Source organism: Empedobacter sedimenti (genome assembly GCF_030005555.1).
Taxonomy (GTDB): Bacteria; Bacteroidota; Bacteroidia; order Flavobacteriales; family Weeksellaceae; genus Empedobacter; species Empedobacter sedimenti.
This window is the reverse complement of the sequence record NZ_JASCQG010000014.1, coordinates 19432-37607: the sequence shown is the minus strand read 5'-3', so window position 1 is coordinate 37607 and position 18176 is coordinate 19432. Positions and strand designations below refer to the sequence as shown.

Sequence of the window (18176 nt, the reverse complement as noted above, 5' to 3'; positions counted from 1 at the left end):
ATTTAATTCATTTCAAACAATATTTAATTTTTAGTTTGGTTATATTTGCAAGTTAATATTTTACAAAAAGTTTATATAGAAATGAAAGTTTTCAAATTCGGTGGTGCCTCTGTGAAAGATGCAGCCGGTGTTAGAAATGTTGCAGAGTTGCTGCAATCGGTTGGTTACGATAATACATGTGTGATTGTTTCTGCTATGGGCAAGACAACAAATGCATTGGAAGAAGTAGTCAAACGCTATTTTGAAAACGATGATTTCGAGAAAACTATTGAAGAAGTTAAAGCTCAGCATATCGATTTAGCTACAGAGTTATTTGATAATCCAGTTGAGGTTTCGAGCGAAATTTCTCAGTTTTTTGATGATATAGTTTCATTCTTGAGACGTAATAAATCGCCAAATTATAGTTATGTATATGATCAAATTGTTTGTTGTGGTGAATTAATTTCGACAAAAATTATTAGTATGTATCTTAATTCAATCAATGTAAAAAATGATTGGTTAGATGTACGCGATTATATCAAAACAGATAATACTTACCGAGAAGGAAAAGTAAATTGGAAGTTAACTGAAGAAAGTATTTCTAAATTATCTTCAAACGGATTTTACATTACGCAAGGTTTCTTAGGTTCTGATCCTAACTTTTTTACAACAACTTTAGGTAGAGAAGGTTCTGATTATTCTGCTGCAATTTTTGCTTATTGTTTAAATGCCGAAAGCATGACGATTTGGAAAGACGTACCAGGTGTTCTGAATGCAGACCCTCGTTATTTTAGTGATACAACATTATTACATCATATTTCTTACGAAGAAGCGATAGAGTTAGCATATTATGGTGCATCTGTTATTCACCCAAAAACATTACAACCTTTACAGCAAAAAGAGATTCCATTTTTTGTAAAATCATTTATTAATCCAACAGAAGCAGGAACGGAAGTGGCAAAAGGACAGCCTTTAGACCCTAAAGTGCCTTGTTTTATCTTAAAAAGAGAACAACATTTAGTTAGATTATCAAGTAAAGATTTTTCTTTTATTACAGAAGATAAATTGAGTGGAATTTTCAATAAACTATATGATTATCAAATTAAAGTAAATTTGATGCAAAATTCAGCAATTTCGCTATCTTTATGTTTAGAGGATAAATACGATAACTTAGAAAAGTTTGTTTCTGATATGAATGAAGAATATAAAGTGCACGAAGATAATAATGTATTATTGTACACAATTCGTCATTTCGATGCAGACTCAGATAAAGTAATCGCAAACGAAAAAGAATTATTGCGTCAAACGGTACGCGAAACATTACAAATTGTTGTAAAAGCTTAATGAGTTTAGTTACTACACAAGATATATATTCGGCTACGGGTCTTTCTAAATTAGGATTTTTAGGAAAGCCTATTGCATGGATGTTCAAAAAAATCACACGATTAGATAAATTAAACGATATCTACACGCGTGGTAAACACTTGGAGTGTGCTCCTTTTTTAGATTACTTGATAGATGATTTGGGTGTAGATTACGAGATACACGAAGAAGATCTTAAAAGGATTCCGAAAGAAGGTCCATTTATTATTGTTTCTAATCATCCACTTGGAGCTTTGGACGGTATTATTTTGATGCATATGATGTCAAAACTTCGTCCAGATTTCAAGATTATGGGTAATTTTTTATTGCAAAAAATAAAACCATTAGATCCAATGATTATTCCTGTTAATCCTTTCGAAACACGTAAAGAAGCTTACAGTAGCATTTCTGGAATGAGAGATGCATTGAAATTGCTTAAAAACGGAGGATGTTTAGGAATTTTTCCTGCAGGAGAGGTTTCTTATCGTGACGATGAAGGTAAAATTACCGATCGCCAATGGCAAGAATCTGCAATGAAATTGATCAAAAAAGCAAAAGTTCCAGTGGTTCCTATGTTTTTTAGAGCAAGAAATAGCAAAGCGTTTTATAGAATTTCAAAAATTCATCCAGATTTTCAAACCGCAATGCTACCATCAGAAATGGTAAAAAAACGTACTCGTCCAATCCAAATTCGTATTGGGAAACCAATTTTACAGAAACAACAAGACGAGCACGATTCTATAACAGATTATTCCGACTTTTTAAGAAAGAAAACCTATATGTTATCTTCTTACTATAATAAGAAAAGAAGATTTACAGAAGTACTTAAAAACCCTTCGAATATTGAATTGAAGATGCCAACTTTACCAAGTTTGTCGTCGTCAAGTAAAAAAGTGAAACCAATTGTTGATGAAACTGCTTTAGATTTACTTTTATCTGATATTGAAGGTTTACACAAAGAAGAAGATGCATTATTATTCACAAACAATAATTATGAGTGCTTTTTTGCTCGCGCAGAAAAAATACCTAATATTTTACGTGAAATAGGACGTTTGCGAGAAATTACATTTCGAATAATCGGAGAAGGAACAAATGATGAAATAGATTTAGATCGTTTTGATAATCACTATCATCACTTGTTTTTATGGGATAAGGATACCAATAAAATTGTAGGAGCTTATCGTATGGCGATTGGTTCTGAGGTATATGAAAAGTACGGAATTAGTGGATTTTACGTGCACGAATTATTCAATTTTGATCCAGAAATTCATCCATTTTTCAAGAAATGTATCGAGATGGGACGTGCTTTTGTAACTTCGGAATATCAACAAAAGCCGATGCCTTTGTTTTTGCTTTGGCGCGGAATTGTACACATTACGTTACGTAATCCGAATCAAAAATTCATTATTGGTGGTGTAAGTATCAGTAATAAATTCTCAGATTTCTCTAAATCGTTGATGATTGAGTTTATGAAATCTCATTATTACGATTCTACTGTTGCGCAATATGTACGTGCGAAAAATGAGTTTAAAGTAAAGCTTAGAGAAGAAGACAAAGAGTTTATTTTTGATGAGTCTGAAGCAGATTTAAACAAATTTGACAAATTAATTGACGAATTGGAACCAAATATGTTGCGTTTACCAGTTTTGATCAAAAAATATATCAAGCAAAATGCTAAAGTGATTGCATTTAATGTCGATCCAAAATTTAATGACGCAATAGATGGGTTAATGTATATTCGTGTTTCTGATATACCAGAATCTACTGTGCGTCCCGTGCTTGAAGATATTCAGGCAGAGTTGGATAGGAAAATAAAATCAGGAAAATTTGATGGGAATCTACTTTAAGATTCCCTTTTTTTATGTAAATTGATGTTAAATCTTATTCCTATGAATTTTCCATTTCGGTTACTTTTTACTTTGTTGCTATTGAATAGTTGTATTCCTAAAAAATCTGAAGCTCCAATTGATTTTACTTTAGAGAGTGATTCAAATATTAATCTAAGAGATTATGGAACTCCTATTTCTACTATTCCTATCCTAAGTTATCCAACTTCTGAAGATGGAAGTGAAGTTGGAATTGATGCAATAGCTGGGATTTCAATTGAAAAAGCTCAACAATATTTAGATCAAGTAATTTCTGTTGATGAGGTGGTTTTGAATGATAAGAAAGTTCAATTAATAATTGATTATCCAATGAAAAAACCTGCAAGTTTTGAACTCGTAAGTGAAAAAGGTTTTACGCGCCGTGAGTTGATTTTAGCTATTCAAGAAAAGTATAAACAAATTTATAAGGAAGAAGAGGAGTCGGCGGCTACAAAAACAATTCCAATGAACAGTCGCGAAGGTTTATCTAATCGAAATGAAACCAATGGTAAATACGGCATTTGGGGACATGATTTGATCGATTTATACTTAACTGATATTGAAGTTTATAAAGATAGTAAAGGAGTTGTGAGTGTCATTCTGTATATAGATTCGTAAATATTAGAATAAAAAAATGCGCTCAACTTAGTTGAGCGCATTTATATTTTAGCTTCGCTATTAATTATTTAGCAACTGCTGTAGAATCAGCTGCTGGAGCTGCTACTGCTGCTGAATCAGCTACTGGAGCTGCTGTAGAATCAACTACTGCAGAATCAACTACTGCTGTAGCAGAATCTGTAGCTGGTGCTTCTTCTACTGGTGCTTCTTCAGTTTTCTCTCCACAAGATACTGCTCCTAATGATAAAGCTGCTACTGCAACTACTGCGAAAAATTTTTTCATTTTTTTAATTTTAATCGATTAAACAAATATGTTATTTGATAAAGCAAATTTAATACGATTTTGACTTGATTAAATAAAAAATAATTGTATTTATTTTGTAAATCAATATTTATTTTACAAAACTCAGATATACAATTATATATCCGTTAATATTTTCCGAAATTCTAAAATTTATAGTCATGAAAAAATCCTTAAAACATGAAGAGTTAAGGATTTTTTCTAGTTATAAAAATGTTTATTTATTTTAAAACTTGTGCTTCAAGTTTAAACTTTTCAATTTTATTTTGAATCAAATCTAAACGTAGATTATGAATACTTCCGATATGAGAAGTCTGGAATTCCTTATGTGGTACATAGGTTCCGTTTTCTACAGAAAGTCCAACTTCGCGATAAGCATCACGGAAAGGTGTTCCGTTTTTGATTGCTTCATTGATGTTTTCTACAGTATAAATTGGATCATATTTTTCTTGATTGATATAATCATCTTTTATTTGAAGTTGAGGAATTGCAAAAGTCAAAATATCTATAATATTATCAAATTGCATCATTGGTTCAAATAATATTTCTTTCAAAATTTGATAATCACGGTGATATCCACTCGGAAGATTATTAATCGTCATCATAATATCATTTGGCAAAGCCTGAATTCTATTGCAATGCGCACGCGTTAACTCAAAAACATCAGGATTTTTCTTATGAGGCATAATTGATGAACCAGTTGTCATCTCGTTTGGTAATTTTACAAAAGCTAAATCTTGCGAATTATACAAAACTAAATCGTATGACATTTTAGACAGCGTTCCGCAAATCATTGCCAAAGCTGTCGCTACAGATTTTTCTGTCTTCCCACGTAACATTTGTGCGCCAACAGAAGAAACCAGTATTTCTGAGAATCCCATTTCCTGCGTTGTTTGCAAACGATCAATCGGAAAACTAGTTCCGAAACCTGCGCCAGAGCCTAAAGGGTTTTGATCAGCAATTTTGTAAGCTGCTTCAAAAAAGTATAAATCTGTTAATAAACTTTCAGCGTAAGCAGAAAACCACATTCCGAAACTACTTGGCATCGCTGCCTGAAAATGCGTATAACCAGGTAACAAATTGTTTTTTAGTTCGTCTGCTTTTTGTAGAAAAATATCAATCAGATTGATGATTTTTTCTGTTGTATGTTTAATGTATTCTTTTTCGAATAACTGAATTGCAACTAAAACTTGATCATTACGAGAACGTGCAACGTGGATTTTTTTACCAGCATCACCTGTTTTTTCAATTAAATAGGCTTCTATTTTAGAGTGAATATCTTCGAAATCATCTCCAACTTCAAAGTTGTTTTCTCCAATTAAAACCAAAATTTCATCTAAAGCAATTTGCAATGCATCATTTTCCTCATTGGTAATCAAGCCTGTTTTTGCTAGCATATTTGCTTGCGCTTTTGATGCAATTGCATCATATTTAGCTAGATGAGCATCTAATTCTCTGTCTTTTCCAACAGTAAATTTTTCGATTTTATCATTAATGGTAAAACCTTTATCCCAAAGTTTCATAATTATAATAATGAATTAAGGGCGCAAAGTTAGTAAAAACTTGTATAATTTTACATTAAATATGTATAATTATAAAGATTATTTAATATTTATTCAGAGGTAATTTTTTACTTACTCAATAAATAAGTGTAGATTATATATTTTTTGATTCAAAAATAGATGAAGAAGTAAATGTTAAAAAATGTAGTTCAATTCAATTTCGTAAAAAACTATGCCAAAAATTATCAACTTCATATTTTGACTATCTATAATTTTTTAAGTTGAATTTTTTTAGGGTTAAATACTTGTAAAAGTGAAATTTAATACTCCTTTGTAATTAGTCTAAATTATTATATTATAACTAAAATATATCATTCTTTGATGAAAAATTCTTAGTATAAACGTATTTTTGTCTACAAAATAAAAAATTAACAAACTCAATAATGAGAACTTGATTTGGTTGTTCGAAGGTGAAAAGTCTTTTGAAAAAATAAATAAAGTGTTATTGTAGTGATTTACAAGTTTATATGATGCTTGTTGAAGCATTAAATGATTTGTAAAATTAAAAAGATTAGAGAATTATGAGCCTTTACAAGGATTACATCAACGAAATTGAAGAAAGAAAAGGTCTTGGATTACATCCAAAACCAATTGATGGTGCAGAATTACTAAGTGAAGTAATTTCACAAATTAAAGACGTTAACAATGAATACCGTGCGGATTCTGTTAACTTTTTTATCTATAACACTTTGCCAGGTACAACGCCTGCTGCAGGTGTAAAAGCAAAATTTTTGAAAGAGATTATTTTAGGAGAAGCTACAGTTGCTGAAATTACACCAACTTATGCGTTCGAATTGTTATCTCACATGAAAGGTGGGCCATCAATTGAGGTTCTTTTAGATTTAGCTTTAGGAAATGACGAAGCAATTGCAAAGCAAGCGGCAGCAGTTCTTAAAACACAAGTTTTCTTATACGATGCAGATACAGCACGTTTGGCAGATGCTTACAACGCAGGAAATGCAATTGCAAAAGACATTTTAGAAAGTTATGCAAAAGCAGAATTCTTTACAGAATTACCAGCAGTTGCAGAAGAAATTAAAGTCGTGACTTACATTGCTGCTGAAGGTGATATTTCTACGGATTTATTGTCGCCAGGTAACCAAGCGCACTCTCGTTCGGATAGAGAATTGCACGGTCAATGTATGATTACGCCAGCTGCTCAAGATGAAATTCGTGCATTACAAGCGCAACATCCAAATGCTTCTGTGATGTTAATCGCTGAAAAAGGTACAATGGGAGTTGGTTCTTCTCGTATGTCAGGTGTAAATAACGTGGCTTTATGGACAGGAAAACAAGCTTCTCCATACATTCCTTTCGTTAACATCGCGCCAATTGTTGCAGGAACAAACGGAATTTCTCCAATTTTCTTAACTACAGTTGATGTAACTGGAGGTATCGGAATTGATTTACAAAACTGGAAAAAACAAGTTGACGCAGAAGGAAACGTAGTTCGTAATGAAGCGGGTGATCCAGTTTTAGAAGAGGTTTATTCTGTAGCAACAGGAACTGTATTAACAATTAATACAAACACTAAAAAATTATACAACGGTGACGTTGAATTAAAAGATATTTCGAAATCTTTTACACCTCAAAAATTAGAATTTATCAAAGCGGGAGGTTCTTATGCGATCGTTTTTGGTAAAAAAATCCAAACTTTTGCGGCTCAAACTTTAGGTGTTGAAGCGCCAATTGTTTTTGCTCCAGCAAAAGAGATTTCTAAAGATGGTCAAGGTTTGACTGCTGTTGAAAAAATCTTCAACAAAAACGCGGTTGGTGTAACGCCAGGAAAAACTTTACACGCAGGTTCAGATGTTCGTGTAAAAGTAAATATCGTTGGTTCGCAAGATACAACAGGTTTGATGACTGCTCAAGAATTAGAGTCTATGGCTGCTACAGTTATTTCTCCAATTGTTGATGGTGCTTACCAATCAGGATGTCACACAGCTTCAGTTTGGGACAAAAAAGCGCAAGCTAACATTCCTAAATTAATGAAATTCATGAATGATTTCGGTGTAATTACAGCACGTGACCCTAAAGGTGAATATCATTCAATGACTGACGTTATCCACAAAGTATTAAACGATATTACAATCGATGAATGGGCGATCATTATCGGTGGTGACTCACATACACGTATGTCTAAAGGGGTTGCTTTCGGTGCTGATTCAGGAACTGTAGCTTTAGCTTTGGCAACTGGTGAAGCGTCTATGCCAATTCCAGAATCTGTAAAAGTAACGTTCAAAGGAGAAATGAAACAACATATGGATTTCCGTGATGTGGTTCATGCTACGCAATCTCAAATGTTGAAACAATTTGATGGTGAAAACGTATTCCAAGGTCGTATTATCGAAGTTCATATCGGTACATTATTAGCTGATCAAGCCTTTACATTTACGGACTGGACTGCAGAAATGAAAGCGAAAGCATCGATCTGTATTTCACAAGACGAAACATTAATCCAATCGTTAGAAATTGCGAAATCTCGTATTCAAATCATGATCGAGAAAGGAATGGACAACAAAAACCAAGTGTTACAAGGATTAATTGACAAAGCAAACAACCGTATCGAAGAAATTCGTTCAGGTGCTAAACCTGCTTTAACGCCTGATGCGAATGCTAAATATTACGCGGAAGTAGTGATTGACTTAGATATTATCGAAGAGCCAATGATTGCCGATCCAGACGTAAATAATGCTGATGTTTCTAAACGTTATACACACGATACAATCCGTGATTTAACTTACTACGGTGGTGATAAACACGTAGATTTAGGTTTCGTAGGTTCTTGTATGGTACACAAAGATGATTTAAAAATCGTTTCTCAAATGTTACGTAACGTAGAAAAAGCGAACGGTAAAGTTGAATTCAAAGCTCCTTTAGTTGTTGCTGCGCCTACTTACAACATCATCGACGAATTGAAAGCAGAAGGTGATTGGGAAATGTTACAAAAATATTCAGGATTTGAGTTTAGTGACTTATTGCCAAAATCTACTGCTCGTACAGAATACGAAAACATTATGTACTTAGAGCGTCCTGGTTGTAACTTATGTATGGGGAACCAAGAGAAAGCTGCAAAAGGGGATACGGTAATGGCGACATCTACACGTCTTTTCCAAGGTCGTGTGGTTGAGGATCGTGATGGTAAAAAAGGTGAATCTTTATTAGCATCTACTCCAGTAGTAGTTTTATCAGCGATTTTAGGACGTATTCCTTCAATCGAAGAGTACAAAGCTGCTGTAGAAGGTATCAACTTAACAAAGTTTAAACCAATTTCGATGAACTAATTGTTCGTAGAAATTTAGAAATACAAAAAGACTGCTCAATTTGGGCAGTCTTTTTTTGTTGAATACAAAGAAAAATATACTTCTTTCTAAACCTTTTTATTATTCAAAAAATCTTTGTATTGCTGGGTAACATCCTCTAACAGACTTTTACTCTGAACATCTGTTAGCAACAGACCTTTTTCAAACTCTCCCAACTTTTTGTAATCTCCTTTTTCTTTTTCTTCTTCATATTTTTGCCATTGTCCCGAAGCTTTGATGTATTGATCGTCAAAGAAAAGAGTGACTGATTCCTCATTTTTCGTTTTGTAAGAAGTGTTCTTCATCAAATTGCTGATAAAAACGCCCAAGCTACGCTCTTGATTGAGTTGAGAAATCCAAACATGATTCTTCAGATGTTTTTTGGTAAAATCCAAAATATCTTCCAATTGATAACTCAGATTTTCATGATAAACGCTTTCTTGAAGATTAAAAAACTTCATATCAAACAACCATTTTACGATTAAAGCATCGGCGTGTTTCAAGCTGTTATGCTCATTATCCTTTGCAAAATCTATATAAGACATCAGTTCCCAATCGGTTTTAATAGAGAGTTTGAGTGCTGAAATTTCATTTTTCGCATCGTTAAACCAACCATTAATAATACATAAATCCGTTAAACTTTTTACACCAAATGTTGCGCCATCATCTACGGAAAAGTAATTTTTAAATTCTTCATAAGTAGCATTTGGTTGAATTAGCCCTTCCCAAAAATCAGGAGAAAGCCCCAATTTTTTGATGCTATTTCCATAAATAGCAATATTTTCAACATAAGCTTCAAAATTGTAATTATCATTTTTGGGACTTATGGGCGGATAAAAAGCGTCGTTCTTAATATCAAATCCAAACCTAAAGCTAATTTCTTTGGGCAGACCTTTCATGCCTTTTGTTCCCTGATTGGCATTTAGCGTTTTGGGTGGTTTCCCTAAATTATGCTCCTCAAAAAAAGCAAGAAGTTCGGGATCCGTATTTTTTAACCCAATTAATGGTATATAATCTTTTGCTTGCATATCTTTTGTGTTTTTAATTTTCAGACAATTCATCGATTAATAGAATTTGTTCATAGTGTCCACAAGCGCTAGAATCTGCTTTACAATAATCATAATTGCATATTTCTAGGGATTCTAATTTTCCTGAATGTATTCCGAATATTATCATGTCTATTATTTTTAGGTTGATAAGTCAAATTTCTTCGAAAATTTTAGCCTTTCAAAATATTGTCTTACTACAAAATCACTACTCTATTTTTGAGAAGTATCTACGAAATGACTACAGATTTTTGATGTTTTATTGTTGTCTCTGTTATTTTTAAAATAATGATGGTTTAGTTTTTATTTTGATAATTATAGTTTATTGTAAATAAATAAGTTAGAATTGTTTTAAATAAGCGTATTAACCATTTAGACACATAAAATATTAAATAATTCAGTATATTGGGGAATGTTTTTTGATGAATAAACAATTAAATAAAAACAGTTATTATGGCATTTGATATAAATATGATTAAAGGCGTTTATGCTAGAATGCAAGAACGTGTAGATGCTGCGAAAACTATCGTAGGTCGTCCTTTAACGTACTCAGAGAAAATTTTATATGCACACTTATTTGCTGGGCAACCAACACAAGCATATACACGCGGAGAATCTTATGTAGATTTTGCTCCAGATCGTGTAGCAATGCAAGATGCAACGGCTCAAATGGCTTTATTGCAATTTATGCAAGCTGGTAAAGCAAAAACAGCAGTACCTTCTACTGTGCATTGTGATCACTTGATTCAGGCTAAAGTAGGTGCTAAAGCAGATTTACAAGAAGCAATCAATAAATCTTCTGAAGTATTTAATTTCTTAGAATCAGTTTCTAATAAATATGGTATTGGATTCTGGAAACCAGGTGCAGGAATTATTCACCAAGTAGTTTTAGAAAACTACGCATTCCCAGGAGGAATGATGATTGGTACCGATTCTCACACACCAAATGCTGGAGGATTAGGAATGGTAGCAATTGGAGTTGGTGGTGCAGATGCTGTTGATGTAATGTCAGGAATGGCTTGGGAATTAAAAATGCCAAAATTAATTGGAGTTAAATTAACTGGTAAATTGTCTGGTTGGGCTTCTCCGAAAGACGTTATTTTAGAAGTTGCTGGTCGTTTAACTGTAAAAGGAGGAACAGGAGCAATTGTAGAATATTTTGGAGAAGGAGCTGAGTCTTTATCTGCAACAGGTAAAGGAACGATCTGTAACATGGGAGCAGAAATAGGTGCTACAACTTCAATCTTTGCTTATGATGATGCATCAGAAAGATATTTAAGAGCAACTGATCGTAATGATGTAGCGGACGCTGCAAATGGACACAGAGCTTATTTACGTTCGGATGATGAAGTTTATGCAAATCCAGAAAACTTTTATGATCAATTAATCGAAATTAATTTATCAGAATTAGAGCCACGCATGAATGGTCCTTTTACGCCAGATTTAATGACACCAGTTTCTAAAATGAAAGAAACAGCTGCTGCTAATGGTTGGCCTTTAGATGTTGAATGGGGATTAATTGGTTCTTGTACAAACTCGTCTTACGAAGATTTAACACGTGCAGCTTCTATTGCTCAACAAGCCTTAGACAAAGGTTTAGAAGCGAAATCATCTTTCGGTATTAATCCAGGTTCTGAGGTTGTTCGTTATACAGCAGATCGTGACGGATTATTAAGAACTTTCGAAGATTTAGACGCTGTTATCTTTACAAATGCTTGTGGACCTTGTATTGGTCAATGGGATCGTGAAGGTGCTGATAAAGAAGAAAAAAATACAATCGTTCACTCATTCAACCGTAACTTCAAGAAACGTGCGGATGGTAACCCAAATACATATGCTTTCGTAACGTCACCAGAAATGGTTGCGGCGATTGCAATCTCTGGACGTTTAGATTTTAATCCAATGACGGATAAATTAATCAACAAATTTGGAGAAGAAGTAATGTTAGATGCGCCTAAAGGTGAAGAATTACCAAGTAAAGGTTATGCGTACGAAGATAATGGATATCAAGCACCTGTTGAAGACGGATCAAATGTAGAGGTTGTTGTTAATCCAAATTCTGAGCGTTTACAATTGTTAGAAGGTTTCAAGCCTTGGAATGGTGAAAACATCATGGGAGCTAAATTATTAATCAAAGCTTTCGGGAAATGTACAACGGATCATATTTCTATGGCTGGTCCTTGGTTACGTTTCCGTGGGCATTTAGATAATATTTCAAACAATACATTGATTGGAGCTGTAAATGCTTTTAATCAAGAAACAAATTCAGTCAAAAATCAATTAACAGGAGAATATGGACCAGTTCCAGATACTGCACGTGCTTATAAAGCTGCGGGTGTACCTTCTGTGATTGTTGGTGACGAAAATTACGGAGAAGGTTCTTCTCGTGAGCATGCGGCAATGCAACCTCGTCATTTAGGATCTGTAGCTGTTTTAGTGCGTTCTTTTGCACGTATTCATGAAACTAACTTGAAGAAACAAGGAATGTTAGCGTTAACATTTGCAGACAAAGCGGATTACGATAAAGTACAAGAAGATGATACAATCAACTTTATTGACTTAACAGTGTTTGCTCCAGAAAAACCGTTGACATTAGAATTTGTACATGCAGATGGATCTAAAGACCTAGTTGTCGCAAATCATACATACAATGCGCAACAAATTGAATGGTTCAAAGCAGGTTCTGCTTTAAACTTAATTAAAGCGCAACAAGCGAAATAATTAAATTGATTATAAAAATAAAAGCCGATGTAGAAATACATCGGTTTTTTTATTGAAGAAATATTAAATGGTAATAATATTTGAAATAATAAACAAAAAAACCTCAATCAAACGATTGAGGTTTTAAGCAGTGGTGCCTCCAGGAATCGAACCAGGGACACAAGGATTTTCAGTCCTTTGCTCTACCAACTGAGCTAAGGCACCGCCTTAATTGTGATGCAAATATAGAGCGAAAATCCGTTCTACCAAACATTTTATAAAAGATTTTTTAAACGATAATGCTATCTTGCTCATTTACTGAAAAATAAATTTTAAAAAAGTTTAAAATTGCCAAAATAGTACGTTTTTAATATTTTAATAGATAATTAACAGCTCATTTTTGCGTTGTAATTTTTACAATTCGCAACAAATCATCATATTTGCGTCTTAGAATTCTATTATACATTCCTAATGAAGTGGATTATTTGTAGTTTATCACTCTTAAGTGTGGTAGCAGTAAAAGCTCAGAAAGTTTCAGTATCACCCTATTCAGCTTATGGTTTAGGTGAACAATTATTTGATAATAGTACCGAACAAGCGGGTATGGGCGGTATTTCGACAGTTCCGACAAACCCTTTTGGTCAAAGTGCTAATTTCTCAAATCCAGCAGCCAATCAAAATTTACGTATGACTACGTTTAATGCAAGTGGAAGCGGATTTAACCATAGTTTTAAATCTTCAACTGATAAGGCGAGTACAGGACGTTTCAACGTGTCTAATATTTCGTTAGCATTTCCGGTTGGCGAAAAAGGAAGTTTTGGACTTGGATTTCAGCCTTATTCTGGTTTAGGTTACGAAATTTTAAATTCTTCAACAAATGGAGATATTAAACAATCTGTAAATCTTAAAGGAGATGGTGGATTAAATAGTATTCATGCTTTTTATGGACGAAATGTAGGGAAAGGATTCTCGTTAGGTTTACGTGTTAATTACTTATTTGGAGAAATGACGCGTAATGAAGTTTTAGCTATAGAAGGATCAAGTTTAGCAGTTGATTATAGTGATAAATCTAATTACAGAGGAGCTCAGTTTACATTAGGGTCAATGTATACTCAAAAGGTTGGTAAAAATAATAATTTAAATATTGGAGCAACTTATACATTAGGAACTAAGTTGAGAACAGATGTTACAGATCTTACAACATCTTATTCGTACATCGGTTCTACAAAAGCTTCTTTAGATACAATTTCTTTAGTTAGAATTGATAATGGTAAAACAAAATTACCACAAACATTTGCTTTAGGAGCTTCTTATTCTAAAGATAATGCTTGGTCTATTGCTTTTGAAGCAAAATACAATACTTGGTCTGATTTTAAGAAACCTATTGAAGGTGAAAATCTAGCAATGGCACATAATATTTCGTACAAAAATAATTTACGTCTTGGTGTAGGAGGATATTGGGTACCAGATTTTAATAGTTACAAAAGCTATTTTAATCGTGTAATTTATCGTGCAGGAGTTTATTACCAAACACCACAATACAAAGTTTACAATACAGACATCAACTCATTTGGAGCAAGTTTAGGATTTGGATTACCGATTGGTAAAGACAATGATGCTTCGATGATGAATGTTTCGTTAGAATATGGTCAAAAAGGTAAAGTGACGAATAATCTGATCAAAGAGAATTATTTTGGTGTTAAAGTAGGATTTGATATCAATGATATTTGGTTCAGAAAAAGAGTTATTGACTAATTTTAGATATGTCAAACAAAAAGTAAAAAGCAAATAAAAATGTTAAAATCAAATATTATATACACTATAATAGGCATTTTTGTTTTGCTTTTTTCGTGTAAACGAGAGGTTCCGCAACTTAATAAGAATAAAAAAGTTGAATTTCCGAGTAGAACACTAATCAATGCAAATATTATCAGCAAAGATTCGGGTAAAATTTCAATGAATATTCGATCTCCTTTGATCGAAGAATATACATTGGTCGATTCTCCATATACCATTTTCAGAAAAGGTGTTAACCTAGATTTTTACCAACCAGGTAAAGAAAAACCAGGTTACTTTCAGGCAGATTGGGGAAAATTGAGTGATGTGACTGGAATGTACGAGGGAAGAGGAAACGTAATAATCGTCAATGAGAAAGGTGATTCGTTGAAAAGCGAACATATATTTTGGAATAAAAAGAAGAAAACAATTTATACATCGAAAGAAGTTTACTTAATTAGTAGTAATGGAGATTCCTTAACTGCGAAGAATGGTTTACAAGCCACAGATGATTTAGAAAATTATACATTATTCAATAATCAAGGGTATATGTATGTAAAGGATAATCAGAAATTCTAACCTCGTTAAAAAAATTAACAAAAAAGCATATACTTGTGCTTTCTTCTATTTTATTATTCAATGTATTGTCGTATTTTCGCCACCTATTATAGAAATAACTTTAAAATAAAACAATGGCAGTTTTAGGAGAAATTCGTAAAAAAACTTGGCTGATCTTCGTTGTAATCGGTATTGCAATGCTTGCGTTTGTTGCAGGAGATTTATTCGGAGAAAACTCAAGAATTAAACAATTATTTACAGGAGATCCGTCTGTAGTTGGTACAGTAAACGGAGAACCAATTGGTATAGCAGAGTACCAAAGTGCATATGATGCAACGCAAAATATGTTTGAAAATCAAGGTCAACCTGCAACTCCAAATCAAATTGCTCAACAAACTTGGAACAGCTTAATTAGTCAAAAAGTATTGAAACAACATGCTGAGAAATTAGGTTTAAGAGTTTCTGATGAAGAGTTTTGGAATTATGCAGCGCAAAATTTCGGAATGAGTTCTGGAGCAGAAGCTCAACAACAAATTGCGCAATTAGAAGCAAAAGCATCTACAGATCAACAAGCAAACGAGCAATATAGAGGTTGGTTACAAACTGCAGAGCAAATAAAATTACAATTATTATCTCAGAAATACTTTGGTTATGTAATGGCTGGTACGGTTGTTACAAACAAAGAAGCAGATATACAACAAGCGTATAATATCTCTAATGCAAACATACAGTATGCATTTGTAGATTATACAACGTTAGCTAAAAAGCTAAATGTAAAAGTAACTGATGAGGAGATTTCTGCTTACGAAGCAAAATATCCAAAATTGTTTAAAGCAGAAGGTTTAGTGAAATTAAGCTATACATACTTCCCTGCAGGAGCTTCTGCAGCTGATAATACAGTTGCTTTAGCAAATATCAACAAGTATTTATCAACTCAGATTAATCATGATAAAGTAAACAACGTTACAGATACAATTCAAGCTTTTGGATCTGCTAAAAACGATTCTGCTTACGTTACACAAAACTCTGAGAAACCATTTATTCCTAACTATTTTACAAAAGCTGAATTAGAGCAAGCGCAGTTAGGACCAGAAGCAACAGCTTTCTTAAAATCTGCTGCAGTAGGACAAATTGGTGGACCATTCAAAATTGGAAATACTTATCAATTATACAAACTTTCTAAATCGAAAGAAGTAAAAGATTCAGTAAAATCAAGCCATATCTTAATCGCTTTCACAGGAAGTGCAGCAGGAAATGGAGTGAAACGTACAAAAGAAGAAGCTAAAAAATTAGCTGAGCAAGTTTTAGCAGAAGTTAAAGCAAATCCTGCTTCTTTTGGAGAAGTTGCTTCAACAAAATCTGATGACAAATCTTCTGCTGTTCAGAAAGGAAGTATCGGATGGGTTGGCAAAAACAATCAATTAGATCAAACGTATAACGGATTTATTTTCTCTAAACCAGTTGGAACAATTGATTTAGTAGAATCTCAATTCGGATTCCATATCATCAAAGTTGATGAAGCGAAGAATAAAACAGCTTATCAAGTAGCTAATATTGTGAAAACAATTGAGCCTTCTAAAGCAACAACAGAAAAAGCATTTACAAATGCCAGAACGTATGTACAAGCTGTTGAGAAAAAATCGTTGAAAGAGTTCCAAGCAATTGCGAAAAAAGGAAACTATCAAAATAATACAACAGAAGGTATCGAGCGTTACGCTGCAATTGGACAAGATATTCCTAATGATCAAGATGCAGATATCTTAAAATGGGCTTTTGATAAAAATACTGATGCAGGAGCATCTAACTTATTTACATCTACAACAGGAGATTACATCGTTGTTCATTTAGTTGAAAAATTTGACAAAGGTTTAGCTCATCCAAGTGTTGTGCGTAAATATGTAGAGCCTGTTTTGATGCACGAAAAAGTTGCTAAATTGGTAGATGAGCAAGTTGCAAATGGAGGATTAAATGCTTTTGCTTCTAAATTTGGAGCGAAAAAAGGAAATGCTACAGTTAACTTCTCTAACTCTAATATTAATGGAGTTGGTTTAGAACCTAAAGTTGTTGGAGCTGCGTTTGGTGTAAAACCAAATCAATCTTCTAAAGCAATTGCTGGTAACACTGGAGTTTTCTATATTATTCCTTCAAACCAACAAATTCAAAAGAATCAAAAAGGTTCAATGATTTTGGATAATTTAAACCGTCAATTACAAGGACGTTTCCAACAAACATTGTTACAATCATTGATTCAAGCTGCTGATGTGGTTGATAACCGCGATAGAGCTTTACGTTAAGATTCAAAAAATTTCTTATAATAAAAAACTCCCAAGCTGTAAAGTTTGGGAGTTTTTGGTTTATGTCGAATATATTTAAAATTAACAGATTATAATATTGCCTTCTTCGGTATTCGTATCATAAATAATTAATCCTTCATCTGTATTATTCATTTGCATGATAAGTTGACCTTTATTATTCCAGACAGAAGATTTACCAGCACAATTATAGCCACCTGACTGTCCAATATAATTCGCCATCATCACATTCATTTGATTGTTTTTAGCAATGTGTGATAGCTTTTTTAAATCATCATCAACACCAGAAATTGAATTTAAAACACTTGCAATATAAAGAGAGGTATTATTATTTTTCGCAATAAAAGAATGTTCAGGGTCTGAAATATCATAACAAATTGCAGGAGTAAAATTTTCACCATTTTCAAAATGTACAACTAAATTATCACTTCCAGGTGAAAAAATATCTAACTCAGAATGAAATAAATTAGTTTTAGAGTAAACTAATCTTTCTTTAAATGGTTGCAGGATTATCATACTAATAAATATAAATCCATTGTTAAAAGTAGGAGAACCTATTCCAATAGTTAAATTATTTTCATCACTATATTTTTGAAAAACATTAAGACGTTTATCATTTACATTCAAAGCTAAATTCTTGGCTAACTCAGGTTCATAACCTGTTAAAGAAAGTTCAGGGAAAACAATCAGTTCTACATTGTGTTCTGTTGCTTTTCTTATAAATTTTAAATGATGATTAATACTACTTTCAATATCTCCTTTAATTGGATTGATTTGTGCAACACTTACTTTCAT

At 33.0% G+C, this 18176-nt stretch carries 12 protein-coding genes and 1 tRNA gene; 8 read left to right on the top strand and 5 right to left on the bottom strand.

The window, feature by feature from the left end; all coding sequences use genetic code 11:
* Window positions 1-81 precede the first annotated feature (81 nt).
* The 3 genes from QHG34_RS13150 to QHG34_RS13140 are packed head-to-tail and all read left to right on the top strand — an operon-like array spanning window position 82 to window position 3824.
* The gene (locus QHG34_RS13150; protein WP_282630673.1) at window positions 82-1323 is read left to right on the top strand and encodes an aspartate kinase; all 1242 of its coding nucleotides are present in this window, start codon (window positions 82-84) and stop codon (window positions 1321-1323) included.
* Entirely contained in the window at window positions 1323-3188 is a 1866-nt protein-coding gene (locus QHG34_RS13145) for a lysophospholipid acyltransferase family protein (RefSeq protein WP_282630672.1), read from the top strand. The genes QHG34_RS13150 and QHG34_RS13145 overlap by 1 nt, the downstream gene beginning before the upstream one ends.
* Before the next feature lie 42 nt (window positions 3189-3230).
* Window positions 3231-3824: a hypothetical protein gene (locus tag QHG34_RS13140; RefSeq protein ID WP_282630671.1), complete on the top strand. Its 594-nt coding sequence runs from the start codon at window positions 3231-3233 to the stop codon at window positions 3822-3824.
* 64 nt (window positions 3825-3888) lie between these two features.
* Here QHG34_RS13140 and QHG34_RS13135 read toward each other — a convergent pair whose 3' ends face one another.
* Window positions 3889-4107 carry a hypothetical protein gene (locus QHG34_RS13135; protein ID WP_282630670.1) on the bottom strand — a complete coding sequence of 73 codons (219 nt, stop codon included), beginning with the start codon at window positions 4105-4107 and terminating at the stop codon, window positions 3889-3891.
* 239 nt (window positions 4108-4346) lie between these two features.
* On the bottom strand, window positions 4347-5648 hold the full coding sequence (gene argH, locus QHG34_RS13130) for an argininosuccinate lyase (RefSeq protein WP_282630669.1): 1302 nt from the start codon (window positions 5646-5648) through the stop codon (window positions 4347-4349).
* A gap of 560 nt (window positions 5649-6208) precedes the next feature.
* On the opposite strand from argH, the gene QHG34_RS13125 reads away from it, so the two are divergent.
* Window positions 6209-8971, top strand: a complete 2763-nt coding sequence (locus QHG34_RS13125) for a bifunctional aconitate hydratase 2/2-methylisocitrate dehydratase (RefSeq protein ID WP_282630668.1) — start codon at window positions 6209-6211, stop codon at window positions 8969-8971.
* A gap of 86 nt (window positions 8972-9057) precedes the next feature.
* On the opposite strand, the gene QHG34_RS13120 is transcribed toward QHG34_RS13125, so the two are convergent.
* Window positions 9058-10017 (bottom strand): hypothetical protein, encoded by a 960-nt coding sequence (locus tag QHG34_RS13120; protein WP_282630667.1) that lies wholly within the window; start codon window positions 10015-10017, stop codon window positions 9058-9060.
* 471 nt (window positions 10018-10488) lie between these two features.
* On the opposite strand from QHG34_RS13120, the gene QHG34_RS13115 reads away from it, so the two are divergent.
* The gene (locus tag QHG34_RS13115; protein WP_282630666.1) at window positions 10489-12756 is read left to right on the top strand and encodes an aconitate hydratase; all 2268 of its coding nucleotides are present in this window, start codon (window positions 10489-10491) and stop codon (window positions 12754-12756) included.
* Window positions 12757-12887: 131 nt separating this feature from the next.
* On the opposite strand, the gene QHG34_RS13110 is transcribed toward QHG34_RS13115, so the two are convergent.
* Window positions 12888-12960 (bottom strand) — tRNA-Phe (locus tag QHG34_RS13110).
* Between the two features lie 246 nt (window positions 12961-13206).
* On the opposite strand from QHG34_RS13110, the gene QHG34_RS13105 reads away from it, so the two are divergent.
* The 3 genes from QHG34_RS13105 to QHG34_RS13095 all read left to right on the top strand — a co-directional run bounded on the left by QHG34_RS13105 (window position 13207) and on the right by QHG34_RS13095 (window position 17363).
* Entirely contained in the window at window positions 13207-14490 is a 1284-nt protein-coding gene (locus QHG34_RS13105; protein WP_282630665.1) for an OmpP1/FadL family transporter, read from the top strand.
* Between the two features lie 39 nt (window positions 14491-14529).
* Complete coding sequence (gene lptC, locus QHG34_RS13100; RefSeq protein WP_282630664.1) at window positions 14530-15090, top strand: LPS export ABC transporter periplasmic protein LptC; 561 nt, start codon at window positions 14530-14532, stop codon at window positions 15088-15090.
* 113 nt (window positions 15091-15203) lie between these two features.
* Entirely contained in the window at window positions 15204-17363 is a 2160-nt protein-coding gene (locus QHG34_RS13095; protein WP_282630663.1) for a SurA N-terminal domain-containing protein, read from the top strand.
* An 81-nt stretch (window positions 17364-17444) separates the two neighbouring features.
* On the opposite strand, the gene QHG34_RS13090 is transcribed toward QHG34_RS13095, so the two are convergent.
* A complete protein-coding gene (locus tag QHG34_RS13090) occupies window positions 17445-18176 on the bottom strand; it encodes a carbon-nitrogen hydrolase family protein (protein ID WP_282630662.1) in 732 nt (243 codons plus the stop codon).